The 12847-nt window shown below is 57.6% G+C and carries 10 protein-coding genes and 1 pseudogene; 2 read left to right on the forward strand and 9 right to left on the reverse strand.

Features of this window, described 5'->3' with window-relative positions; translation table 11 throughout:
• Nucleotides 1-298: 298 nt before the first annotated feature.
• From A3H92_05295 to A3H92_05320, 6 genes are all read right to left on the reverse strand, one after another.
• The gene (locus A3H92_05295) at nt 299-1783 is read right to left on the reverse strand and encodes a hypothetical protein (GenBank protein OHC73775.1); all 1485 of its coding nucleotides are present in this window, start codon (nt 1781-1783) and stop codon (nt 299-301) included.
• A gap of 217 nt (nt 1784-2000) precedes the next feature.
• Nucleotides 2001-2426, reverse strand: a complete 426-nt coding sequence (locus tag A3H92_05300) for an ATP synthase F1 subunit epsilon (GenBank protein ID OHC73776.1) — start codon at nt 2424-2426, stop codon at nt 2001-2003.
• Complete coding sequence (locus A3H92_05305; protein ID OHC73777.1) at nt 2427-3851, reverse strand: F0F1 ATP synthase subunit beta; 1425 nt, start codon at nt 3849-3851, stop codon at nt 2427-2429. It lies immediately after the preceding gene.
• A 44-nt stretch (nt 3852-3895) separates the two neighbouring features.
• A complete protein-coding gene (locus A3H92_05310; GenBank protein ID OHC73778.1) occupies nt 3896-4789 on the reverse strand; it encodes a F0F1 ATP synthase subunit gamma in 894 nt (297 codons plus the stop codon).
• A gap of 28 nt (nt 4790-4817) precedes the next feature.
• Nucleotides 4818-6347: a F0F1 ATP synthase subunit alpha gene (locus A3H92_05315; protein ID OHC73779.1), complete on the reverse strand. Its 1530-nt coding sequence runs from the start codon at nt 6345-6347 to the stop codon at nt 4818-4820.
• A complete protein-coding gene (locus tag A3H92_05320; protein ID OHC73780.1) occupies nt 6347-6907 on the reverse strand; it encodes an ATP synthase F1 subunit delta in 561 nt (186 codons plus the stop codon). The genes A3H92_05315 and A3H92_05320 overlap by 1 nt, the downstream gene beginning before the upstream one ends.
• Nucleotides 6908-7112: 205 nt before the next feature.
• Here A3H92_05320 and A3H92_05325 point away from each other — a divergent pair, with 205 nt between their 5' ends.
• Nucleotides 7113-8240, forward strand: a complete 1128-nt coding sequence (locus A3H92_05325) for a hypothetical protein (GenBank protein ID OHC73781.1) — start codon at nt 7113-7115, stop codon at nt 8238-8240.
• A gap of 340 nt (nt 8241-8580) precedes the next feature.
• Nucleotides 8581-9703, forward strand: a pseudogene (locus tag A3H92_05330) (peptide chain release factor 2).
• Here A3H92_05330 and A3H92_05335 read toward each other — a convergent pair.
• Genes A3H92_05335 through A3H92_05345 form a run of 3 tightly spaced genes read right to left on the reverse strand, consistent with a single transcriptional unit; the run spans nt 9690 to nt 12843 of the window.
• Nucleotides 9690-10169 (reverse strand): hypothetical protein, encoded by a 480-nt coding sequence (locus A3H92_05335; protein OHC73782.1) that lies wholly within the window; start codon nt 10167-10169, stop codon nt 9690-9692. The pseudogene A3H92_05330 and the gene A3H92_05335 overlap by 14 nt on opposite strands.
• 20 nt (nt 10170-10189) lie before the next feature.
• The gene (locus A3H92_05340; GenBank protein ID OHC73783.1) at nt 10190-11446 is read right to left on the reverse strand and encodes a peptidase M16; all 1257 of its coding nucleotides are present in this window, start codon (nt 11444-11446) and stop codon (nt 10190-10192) included.
• Entirely contained in the window at nt 11443-12843 is a 1401-nt protein-coding gene (locus A3H92_05345) for a threonine synthase (protein ID OHC73818.1), read from the reverse strand. The genes A3H92_05340 and A3H92_05345 overlap by 4 nt, the downstream gene beginning before the upstream one ends.
• Nucleotides 12844-12847 lie beyond the last annotated feature (4 nt).

Consider the following 12847-nt stretch of genomic DNA (forward strand, 5'->3'; position numbering starts at 1 on the left):
GGGGGGGGACAAAAAGGAAACGCACGACGACTGCGCCGCCGGTCATGACCGAAGCATCTCTGAACTCGAATGAAGTCACGGCGACCTGCCTTTCACACGCTTGCGTTTAGACACATTAATTGTAGGGTTATTGTACGATGGAATCATCAAAAGTAAAGTGACCTGCATCACATGTAGATTAAAATTTGGTATATTAGAATGTTTCCAGTTTATCCGGACCAAGTCCGCGCATGACATTAAAAAATTTAGGATAAGGTTTAATCAATCATGATGCGCCCGAATGAATCAAAACACCGGATTATTTCAGGCGCCTGCGCCGCCGACGCCTTAACATGATTAGAGGAAATTCCGTCAACATCCTTAATCCGGCGATGCTGGAAAGGTTTTTCACGCTCTGGCGCATCGAAATAATAAGCTCGTCGATGACGATGCGTTTCTCGACCTCGCCGGCCTCTTCAACCAAGGCAAGGCGGCGGATTGAATAGACGCCGATCAACGTCGCAAACATGAAAAAGAAATCCCATTGCCTGAGGTTCAGGATTTCGGCGACCGGTCCCGCCTCTCCGCCCGACCATTGGAGAAGCATGAAAAGCGCCTGATTGTTGAAGAAGTCGATGGTCAGGCCGCCGATAATGGGCGCGATGCCGGCCGCCGACGAATTGATAAGGCTCGTCACCGCCATATAGGACGCGGCCTCGCCCGCCGGCGCCAGCTTCAGCGAAATGGTGGAGGTGGACAGCGTCACTCCCGCCGTGGCGATGCCGGTGAAGATGTGAACGACGACCAGTAACGGGATGGTCAAAGCGTGCTTCTCGGGAAACGCCGTAAACGTCCAGGCGAAGATACAAATGATAAACAGCGGCGCGCACACCCGGAGTACGGATTTGTTGGAAAACAGGTCGGCAATCACCCCCCAACGCCGAATCATCAGCACATTGGCGGTCTGACTGATTATCATCAGCAGGGTGACGGTCGTAAGGCTTAAGTCAAGACGCTCGAACAAGTAGACGGTGAAGAACGGCGCCGCCAGATTGACCGCGAAGTTCCACGGCGCCAGAAACATGATCAGCCGCCGGAAGTTGCGGTCTCTGAACGGCAGGGTCAGGCGATCATAAAGGTTAATGGCCGCCGCCTCCGACATCGGCGGTTCGGGAATTTTCCGCAGGCAGTAGGTGCTGTAGACGCCTGCGAAAAAAGCAATCACCAGAAGGACGGGATAGGCGATCAGGCGTCCTTCCGGCTGCCATTCGCCCCAATTATCGATCAGCAATGCGCCCAGTAAGCTGATAACCACCCCCAATATGGTCATCAGCTTTTGCCGTTGGGCGAAAAAGCGGCCCATGCGTTTTTCGGGAATGATGTCGCGCATCCACGAGTTCCATCCGCAGGCGACCACGGCGCCCAGGCTATAGCGGAATGTCAGCCCGATGATCAGAAACGTCAGCGCCCAGAACGGTTCCGGCATGAACGCGGCAAGCGCCATTACCAGCACCATCGGCCGGCTTAACGCGGCAAAAACAAAAGAAATCAGCCGTCTCTTGCGAACCTTCTCGATAAGGATCACGGCGGGTAGCTGTAAAAACTGGGTCAGGAACGGAATGGCGGCCAAAAACCCGATGACGACATTGCCGGCGTCAAGGGTCAAAGCATAGGCGACGAGGAACGGCCCGATAGTAAGGGTTTCCATGACCTGCGACGCAAGGCCGGCGCGGATAACCCACGGCAACCCACGGGTTATCTCCCGTCGGGTCAATCTCTCGTCGGGGTCAAGAGCCTTAAAAATCGGTAGTGACCCTCATCCTCAAAGTGCGTGAAATAAAATCAGCCTGTTAACACCCGGCGCGTTGACTGAAATAAGCACTGTTTTATGGACCACAGAGGCTCAGAGACACAGAGGAGGGTAGAGAAAAAGAAAAAGCAGGAAGAAAACTTCGCTTGATCTTCTCTGCGCCTCTGCGCCTCTGTGGTCAAAACACATAGGCCGATAATTGCAATTACCCCTAATGCCCGGTCTTGTTTACGCTTGCCGCCGCCGCCAGCATGGCTTCGGCGATGCGGATTTTTCTTTCTATGGATTTGGCCGTAGCGCCTCCCGGCTGGGCGGATCGCAGGCGAGCCTGGGCGTCCGCCAGATCGGCATTGACGCTGTCGCGGTTAATGTCGCCGATATCCATCGCCTTTTCGGCAAGCAGGGTGCAACGCTCCGGGCCGACCTCGGTGAAGCCGCCGGAGACGAAGACGCGCCGGATTATTGCGCCTTTCCTGTAAATATTGACGACGCCGGGGCGGACGGTGGAAATCATCGGCGAATGTTCGGGCAGGACGCCGAAGTCGCCCTCGCTGCCGGGGATGACGACCATATCGACATCCTCGGCAAGCATGAGCCTTTCCGGCGTCACCAGTTCGAATTCCACCGTTTCGCCCATTTACGCCGCCTCCGCCGCCATTTTCTTGGCCTTTTCCACGACATCGCTGATGGTGCCCACCATGTAGAAAGCGGCCTCGGGCAGGTGATCGTATTCGCCGTCGATGATGCTCTTGAAGCCCTTGATATTGTCTTCGAGAGACACCAGCACGCCCGGACTGCCGGTGAACACTTCGGCGACGAAGAAGGGCTGGGACATGAAGCGCTGAATCTTGCGGGCGCGGGAGACGGTCAGCTTGTCGTCTTCGGAAAGTTCGTCCATGCCGAGAATGGCGATGATGTCCTGTAGGGATTTGTACGTTTGCAGGATCATCTGGACTTTTGTCGCCACATTGTAATGCTCTTCGCCGATGACTCTGGGGTCCAGCATGCGCGAGGTCGAATCAAGGGGATCGACGGCCGGATAGATGCCCAACTCGGCGATCTGGCGCGACAGCACGGTAGTGGCGTCCAGGTGGGCGAACGATGTGGCGGGCGCCGGGTCGGTAAGATCGTCGGCAGGCACATAGATAGCCTGCACCGAGGTGATCGACCCTTTCTTGGTCGAGGTGATGCGTTCCTGAAGATTGCCCATGTCGGTGGCCAGCGTCGGCTGGTAGCCTACCGCCGAGGGGATGCGGCCCAACAGCGCCGAAACCTCGGAGCCGGCCTGGGTGAAGCGGAATATGTTGTCGATGAACAGCAGCACGTCCTGTCCTTCCTGGTCGCGGAAGTATTCAGCCAGGGTGAGGCCGGTCAGGCCGACGCGGGCGCGCGCTCCCGGCGGCTCGTTCATCTGGCCGTAGACCAGCGCCGCCTTGGATTTGTCGCCTTTCAGGTCGATAACGCCGGACTCGATCATCTCGTGGTAGAGATCGTTGCCCTCGCGGGTGCGTTCGCCGACGCCGGCGAACACCGAGTAACCGCCGTGAGCCTTGGCGATATTATTGATCAGTTCCATGATGATGACGGTTTTGCCGACGCCGGCGCCGCCGAACAGTCCGATCTTGCCGCCCTTGGCGTAAGGAGAGACCAGATCGACGACCTTGATGCCGGTGACCAGAATTTCCGATTCGGTGGATTGATCGACAAAATTAGGAGCCTCGGCGTGAATCGGCGCTCTTGTCTTGGTCTTGATCGGGCCGCGTTCATCAATGGGGTCGCCGATAACATTCATGATGCGCCCCAAGGTCTCGGGGCCGACCGGCACGGTGATCGGTCCGCCGGTGTCGGTGACTTCTTCGCCGCGCTGAAGTCCCTCGGTCGAGTCCATGGCGATGGTCCTGACCGACTTCTCGCCGAGGTGCTGCGCCACCTCCAGGACCAAAAGTTTGCCCTGGTTTTTGCAATGCAGCGCATTGAGGATTTCCGGCAGGTCATCATGGAAGGCGACGTCGACGACGGCGCCCATGACCTGGGTAACTATGCCTGTGTTCTTTTTAGTCATCGCTGACGCTCCTGTCGCCTTTCAGCGTTAAAAACATAATTAATTCAAAGTGCTTCCGCGCCGGAGATGATCTCGATCAACTCCTTGGTAATAAATGCCTGACGGGTCCGGTTGTAGATAAGCGTCAGGCTGTCGATCATTTCGCCGGCGTTGCGTGTCGCGCTGTCCATAGCGGTCATCCTGGCGCCGTGTTCCGAGGCGGCGCTCTCCACCAGCGCCTGGAACATCTGGACGCCGATGTTGCGCGGCAGCAACTCGGCCAAAATGTCAGCTTCCTCAGGCTCGAAGATAAAGGACGCCCTGAATCTGTCGTCGTCATCTTCCTCGTCATCCTGGCCGGGGGAAGCGATAAACGGAATAATCTGCTGGCGGGTAAGCACCTGGGTCATCGCCGACTTAAAACGATTGAAGATAAAAGTGCATACATCAAACTGGCAGGACTCGAACAAGATGGCGATCTTTTCGCCTAATTCGGCGGCCTCTCCATAGGTCACTGATCGGCGACCGATGCCCTGGACATGTTCGATGATGTTGTCCCCGAACTCGCGTTTCAGCGCCTCGCGCCCTTTGCGGCCGACGCAAAACAGCTTGACCGTTTTGCCCTGCCCCCTGAGTTCGTTGGCCATTTTCCGCGTTTCGCGGATGATCGAGCCGTTGAAACTGCCGCAAAGGCCGCGATCAGCGGTGAACGGCACAATCAAATGGGTTTGATCATAGCCGGTTCCGGCCAACATCGGCGGCGCCCCTTCGTTGCCGGCTGACGCTTTCGCCAGCGAGCCGATCATGCGTTCCATGCGCGAGGCATAGGGGCGCGACGCCTCGGCGTTCTCGTGGGCGCGGCGCAGCTTGGCGGCGGCCACCATCTTCATGGCCGCCGTAATTTTCTGCGTCGATTTGACGCTTTTAATCCGTATCTTGAGATTTTTGAGATTCGGCATTAGGCGTTATTCCGGTCGGCCCCTGACTTTAGCTGAACGTCTTGAGGAAGTTTTCAATCAACTTGGCGAGCTTGGCTTCGGTCTCTTTCGACAACGCCTTCTCCGTGCGGATGGAGGCAAGGATGTCGGCGCCGTTGACACGCACTTCATCAAGCAGGGCGTCTTCAAAACGGGTTACGTCCTTGATGGCGATGCCGTCGAGATACCCTCTGACGCCGGAGAAAATGCTGACTACCTGTTCCTCTATGGACAGCGGAGAATACTGCGGTTGCTTGAGGAGTTCGGTCAGCCGCTCGCCACGGGCAAGCAGTTTCTGCGTTGACTGATCGAGGTCCGATGAAAACTGGGCAAAAGCCGCCATCTCGCGGTACTGAGCCAGTTCCAGCTTGATCTTGCCGGCCACCTGCTTCATCGCCTTGACCTGGGCGGCGGAGCCGACGCGGCTCACCGACAGGCCGACGTTCACCGCCGGGCGGATGCCCTTGTAGAACAACTCGGTCTCCAGGAATATCTGGCCGTCGGTGATCGAGATGACGTTGGTCGGGATATAAGCCGAAACGTCCCCGGCCTGGGTCTCAATGACGGGCAGCGCCGTCAGCGAGCCGGCGCCGGCGGCATCGCTCATTTTGGCGGCGCGTTCAAGGAGGCGTGAATGCAGGTAGAAGACATCGCCGGGATAGGCTTCGCGTCCGGGCGGGCGGCGCAGCAACAACGACATTTGGCGATAGGCTACGGCATGTTTGGAAAGATCGTCGTAGAAGATCACCGCGTGCATGCCGTTGTCGCGGAAGTACTCGCCCATGGTGCAGCCGGTGTACGGCGCCAGGAACTGCAACGGCGCCGGCTCGGAAGCGGTGGAGGCGACGACGATTGAATACTCCATCGCGCCGTTATCTTCCAGGGTCTTGACCAGTTGCGCCACCGTCGAGCGTTTTTGTCCGATGGCGACGTAGATGCAATATAATTTCTGGGATTCGTCGCCGGTCTCGTTGATTTTTTTCTGATTGATGATGGTGTCGATGATGACTGCCGTCTTGCCGGTCTGGCGGTCGCCGATGATCAACTCGCGTTGACCGCGTCCGATGGGGATCAGGCTGTCGATGGCCTTGATGCCGGTCTGCACAGGCTCATGCACCGACTTGCGCTGAATGATGCCCGGCGCCTTGATCTCGACGCGCGCCCGCGCTGCGGCCTTGATCGGACCTTTGCCGTCAATCGGCTCGCCCAGGCCGTCAACGACGCGGCCCAGCAGCTCTTTGCCTATCGGCACGTCAACGATGTCGCCGGTGCGTTTGACGGTATCGCCTTCCTTGATGGTGCGGTCATTGCCGAAGATGACGATGCCGACGTTGTCGGCTTCCAGGTTCAGCGCCATTCCTTTGATGCCGCCGGGAAACACAACCATTTCGCCGGCCTGGATATTATCCAGCCCGAAGGCGCGGGCGATGCCGTCGCCGACCGACAATACCTTGCCTACCTCGGCGACATCGGTCTCGGTTCCAAAATTTTCGATCTGTTCTTTTAGAATTGCGGAGATTTCGGCGGCCCGTATTTCCATTACCTAACCCCTATCATAGCAAGCCGTAACTGTTGCAGTTTGGTGTTGAGCGAACTATCGACCATGCGCGAGCCGACCTTGACGATCAAGCCGCCGAGCAGACCGGAATCGACGTCGGCTTCAACGACTACCTTGCCGCCCACCGCTTTTTGCAGGGAAGCGGTTATATCGTTTAATTGTTCGGCGCTCAATTTGACGGCTGAGGTCACCTCGACGGTGGTCTCGCCGCGATGTTTCGCCAGCATATTCATGAAAACGTGAATCATCGACGGCAAGGCGAACAGGCGACGATTATGAACAACCGCGCCGACGAAGCGTTCGGTCAGATCGCACATGCCGGCCTTTTTCAGGAGGCCTTCCATGGCTTTCCCCTGCTCGGTTCTAGTCAACATCGGTGAACGGATTACGCGGTAAAGGTCATCGCTTTCGCGAATCATCTTTCCCAGATTTTTAAGGTCTTCGGCTATCCGGTCGAGTTGCTTGTGCTCTTGCGCCAACTCGAACAGAGCCGTGACATAGCGGCCAGCGAGTCCGGTCGCGCCTGAAATCCCGGATGACACCTGAAAAAACTCCGATTTCCAAAAAAACTACAGGAACCGACAAGCTTCCGAAGAAACTGAACGCCCCCGCCCGAAAGGCGACTGTTGTCTAGCATACCATTTTACGCCATGCAAGTTGGCTTGGAGCGGTCACCGGCCGGAGCATATTATAATAATACTATGTTGAATGTATCGTGCTATAGTCCTCCGACGTCCGGGGTTCATTATGCAAAACAGTACGCCGCAAACCGACCCGGCCTCAGGCCGGGTTATCAAGGTTTCCGTTTTCAGCGGCAACGACATCTTCAGGAATGACGCTTTCGGGGCGCTCTCTCCGTTTTATCTGGTTTCGGCCTTCGATACCGCCGACGGAGCGTTGGAGAGGATGCTGTCAAGTCCCCCGTCCGCCATCATCATCGACACAAAATTGCAGCCTGTGGGAGGAGTCGCTTTTCTCAAGAAAATACATGAAACTGAAAAATTAAATCATATCCCGGCCCTTATCGTCACCCATTCCCAGCGCCCGGAAGATCACGAGGAAGCAAAACAGGCGAAGCCTGACGCTTTCCACACATGGCCGCTGCGCAAGAGCATATTTCTTGAAACCGTTTCGCGCATGGCCAACAGCTCGGTTGAGAAAGGCTGGGACAGTCTTCCGCCGATTCAAGCCGCCGTTCTCCGGGAAACCGTCAGCGTCTTCAGGAACAGTTTTCACGTCGTCCGCAACGGCCAGCCCTTGCCCCTTTCGCAAATCGAGGAAAGCAGCGGGCCGTTGATCGAGGCCGTCAGCTCCAACCGGTTCGGCGGCATCCTGAACGGTTTGCGCGATCATGACGATTACACCTATGTCCACAGCATGCGCGTTTCCATCCACCTTTCCATGCTCGGCCACGCCATGGGCATCCGGGGAGACGACCTCAAGACATTGGCCGTCGGAGGGCTGGCCCACGACATCGGCAAGTCCCTGGTGCCGATTGAGATTCTCAACAAACCGGCCAAGCTGACCGCCGAGGAGTGGCCGTTGATGCGGGATCATGTTCTCCATTCCAAGGCCGTCTTTGACAGGTCGCCCGACATCGGCAAGGGGATCACCATCATCGCCCTTCAACACCATGAAAAACTGGACGGCAGCGGCTATCCCTATGGCCTGAAGGGCAAGGAATTGAACGATCTGGCGCGTATGGCCTCCATCGTCGATATCTACGGAGCGCTTAACGACCGCCGCGCCTACAAGCCGCCGTTTCCTCCGGAAAAAGCCCTGGAGATCATGTCGGAAATGAAGGATGGATTGGACCAGAATCTGGTAAAATTGTTCGGCGATTTGTTACTGAACGCGGAACATGCGGTTGATTAGGGGGGGGGGGGAGGTTGCTGCCGATATCCCCTAACACCCGGCGCGTTGATCGGAATAAGCACTGTTTTATGAAATACAGAGGCTCAGAGACACAGAGGAGGGTAGAGAGAAAAAGAGAAAGCAAGAATAAACTTTACTTGATCTTCTTTGTGCCTCTGTGCCTCTGTGTCAAAACACACAGGCTGATAATTCCCTCTTCATACCCCCTCTAACTCCCCCTTAAAAAGGGGGAGAATTTTTCAGAGTCATTCTTTACGGCCATTGGTATTATGATCATTGCCCCGGTCCCGCATCCCGGATAAAAGATCATTGTTGCTTACTTTCAGGGAGTCTTCCGCCCATGCGCGCCGAGATAGAATCATTGGTTCAAGACATCAAACAGTCGCTGGAACTGTTGAGGAGGCATCTTTGACTACGACAACGCGGTGCGGCGCCTGGATGAATTAAACGCCGAGGCCGAAAATCCCGACTTGTGGAACAGTCCGGCCAAAGCGCAGGAGATTATGCGCGAACGCACCATGCTCATCAGCGGCATCAGCTCCATCCGCTCCCTTGAGCGCGAACTCGCCGATAATATCGAACTGCTGGAGATGGGCGAAGCGGAAGGCGACGCCGGCGTAATCGCCGAGGCCGAGACGGCGCTGACGGCGGCGCATGCCGCCGCCGCCGAGGCGGAGCTGGAATCCTTGTTGTCGGGAGAGGCCGACGCCAACGACTGTTATCTGGAGGTCCATGCCGGCGCCGGCGGCACCGAGGCCCAGGACTGGGCCGAGATGTTGCAGCGCATGTATGTGCGCTGGGCCGAGCGGCGCGGCTACAAGGTGGAGTGGATCGAGGAAAGCGCCGGCGAGAGCGCCGGCATCAAATCGACCACCCTCAAGATCAAGGGAAACAACGCCTACGGTTGGCTCAAGACCGAAAGCGGCGTCCATCGGCTGGTGCGGATATCGCCCTATGATTCAAGCGCCCGGCGCCATACCAGCTTCTCCTCGATATGGGTCTATCCGGTGATCGACGACAATATCGAGATCGAGGTGAACGACAAAGATTTGCGGATCGATACCTACCGGTCATCCGGCGCCGGCGGCCAGCATGTCAACAAGACCGACAGCGCCGTGCGCATGACCCACCTGCCCACCGGCATCGTCGTCCAGTGCCAGACCGACCGCTCCCAGCACAAGAACCGGGCCGCCGCCATGGCCATGCTGAGGGCGCGCCTCTATGAACGCGAGTTGAAGATACGCGAGGACGAGGCCCAGGCCCAGCATGACGCCAAGACCGATATCGGCTGGGGCCATCAGATACGCTCCTACGTCCTGCAACCCTACCAGATGGTCAAGGATTTGCGCACCAATGTCGAGACTTCCAATACGCAAGGAGTGCTCGACGGCGATCTGGACCCCTTCATGGCCGCCTCCCTGGCCTCCCGCATCAAGGGCGGAGTCGGCCCTATTGTAAAATAAATTCCTTGAACATGACGGCTCGTATCTTGGCCGGGGCCAGCTCGCGGTCGATGACTTCGGCAAATCCGCCGCGCAGCCTGTCGACTCCTTCCTTGCCGACCACTTCGGAGCGCGTCAATGAACGCAGGAAGACCTGAAGGGCGTCGATGATTTTCGCCTCTTTCTCCTTGAACTGCGGTATGTAGGAAGCTGATATCTCGATCATCGGTTTCAGCTTGATGAACGGCGAAGTACACTTGTCGGTCTTCAGATCGACGATTATTTGTCCCATTTCGTGGAGAACAGGCGGTTCCGGCAAATCAATGACCGCCAGCGTCGATCCCTGATCTTTTTCATCGCCGTGGCCGGCGAACATAAAGAAATAAGCCCCGCCGCCGCCGGCTGCCAGAACGATCAGGGCGGCGACGATGATGATGATCATTTTCTTCTTGCCGCCCTTGGGCGCTTCGTCTTCTTTTTTGTCCATCAAGACCTCCCCATAATTCCCTACTTTAATCGCTCCGCTACGCCGGCGTAGCTTTCGATGTGCGCGATCCGGCCGAGCGCGGTGAGCGTCGGCGTGGACGAGATCAGGCGTTCCGCCACCCGTTTGATGTCGGACGCCTGCACCGCTTCGACGCCGGCGATAATTTCATCAATGGCAAGAGGTCGTTTGAAAACCATCATCTGACGGGCAAGCTGTTCGCAGCGCGATGATGTGCTTTCCAGGGACATAAGGATGCCGGACTTGATCTGGGCGCGGGCGCGGACCACTTCCTTGTCGGTGACGTCGCAACAGATTTTCCGGGCTTCCTCGCAGATCAGGGGGACTACCCGGATCATCTCTTTCTCGCCGGCGCCGGCGTAGACGCCGAGGACGCCGCCGTCGGCATAGCACGACAGGAATGAGTAGATGCTGTAGACCAGACCGCGCTTCTCGCGGATTTCCTGGAACAGACGCGACGACATGCCGCCGCCGAACAGCGTTGACAGCACCGAAGCAGGGTAGAAGTCGGGGTCTTTGAACCCCACGCCGTTAAAGCCGATAACCACATGCGCCTGTTCCAGATCACGCTCCTCGCGGTAGTCGCCGCCTGCGTAGCTGAGTTTGCCGGGAGGGCAGGGGACGCCGTCCGGCAGTTCCGACAAGTGGGTTTCCGCCAGTTCAACCAGCCGATCATGATCGACCCGTCCCGAGGCCGCCAGGACCATCCCCGGCGCCGTGTAGTGGACGTTCAAATAGTCGATGATGTCTTGGCGCGGTATGTTGCTCACCACTTCCAACGACCCCAGGACCGGCCGGCCTACGGGCTGGTCAGGAAAGGCGGTCTTCTGAAAGTGGTCAAAGATGATGTCATCAGGGGTGTCGTCGGCCTGATTGATTTCCTGGATGATAACGGCGCGCTCATTGGTCAGTTCTTCCTCGTCCATGAGAGGATTCCGGATGATGTCGGCGATGATATCGACCGCCAACGCCATATCTTCCTTGAGGACTTTTGCGTAAAAAGAAGTGTTCTCGCGTGAGGTGTAGGCATTGATATGGCCGCCGACGGACTCGATTTCCTCGGCGATTTCCCTGGCGTTGCGCCTTTTGGTGCCCTTGAAGGCCATATGTTCAAGCAGATGGGAAACGCCGTTGTTTTCAAGGGTCTCGTAGCGGGAGCCGCCTTCGATCCAGATGCCGACAGACGTTGTCTCGACGGAGTCCATGGGATCGCTGACTACGCGGAGGCCGTTGGCAAGGGTTGAAACGCGGACGGTCATCGCAGGCTGTCCGAGATATAGTCCCGCACCGCGTTCAGGTCGTTGGGTAAAGTATGCAGGCGCTCCGTGCGTTCCAGCAGGTCGGCCAGATGAGGCGGCAGCTTGGGGCGGACCCTCGTGGCTTCCTCCACGGCGTCGGGAAATTTGGCGGGATGGGCGGTGGCCAGAGCAATCATCGGCCCCCCGGCGCCTTTGCCTATGGCGGCGCGACCGGCGGCGACGCCGACCGCCGTGTGAGGATCAAGCAATTCCCCGGTTTCCCGGTAAATAGTTCTAATCATCGCCTTGGTCTCCTCGTCATCGAAACGCTCGCCGTCAAACAGCGAAAGGGCTTCATCGAGGGTCGCCCGCTCCAATCCGAAAGAGCCGGTTTTGCTGAATTTATCCATGACTTCCGTTACCCGGCTTCCGTCCCGCCCCAACAGGTCGAACAGCAGGCGCTCGAAATTGCTGGATATCTGGATATCCATGCTGGGACTGATGGTCGAATGCACGGCGCCGGTTTCCATGATGCCGGTTTTCAGAAACCTGTACAGGATATCGTTACGGTTGGAGCCGATCACAAGACGCTTCACCGAAAGCCCCATCCTGCTTGCGGCGTACCCGGCGAAGACATTGCCGAAATTGCCGGTGGGAACAGCAAAGGAAACCGGCCTGTCGGGAGCGCCCAGCTTTACCCCGGCAATGAAGTAATAGGATATCTGGGCCATGATTCTCGCCCAGTTGATCGAATTGACGGCGCCGAGGCGGCAGCGGTCGCGGAAGGCCTGATCGTTGAACATGGCTTTCACCATGTTCTGACAGTTATCGAAGGAGCCTTCGACGGCGATGTTGTGAATGTTGGGAGAGGCCACCGTGGTCATCTGGCGACGCTGCACCTCGGACACCCGGCCCCTGGGATGAAGGATGAAGACCTCAAGGGCGTCACGGTCCCGGCAGGCCTCAATGGCCGCCGAGCCGGTGTCGCCCGAGGTGGCGCCGATAATGGTCAGACGCTCGCCGCGATTTTTCAGCACATGATCGAACAGGCGTCCGACCAATTGCAGGGCGTAATCCTTGAAGGCCAACGTCGGTCCATGGAACAATTCCATCAGCCACAAGTCGCCGGTTTCATCCAGTTGTTTGAGGGGAGCCACATCGGGATGGGAAAAGCCCCGGTAAGCGTCGGCGGTCATGGCGGCGAAATCATCGCTGTCGATGCAGCCGCCGAGGAACGGCTCCATCACCCGCGTCGCCTGCTCGGCGTAGGGCAAACCTTTAAGGGCGCGGATGTCGTCGGCGGAAAATTGAGGCCAGGCATCGGGGACATAAAGACCGCCGTCACGGGCCAGACCGGCCAGCAACACGTCGTCAAAGGGAAGGGCCGGCGCCTTGCTGCGGGTAGAGACGTATTTCACGGGC

This window comes from Rhodospirillales bacterium RIFCSPLOWO2_02_FULL_58_16 (genome assembly GCA_001830425.1).
GTDB lineage: Bacteria > Pseudomonadota > Alphaproteobacteria > Rhodospirillales > 2-02-FULL-58-16 > 2-02-FULL-58-16.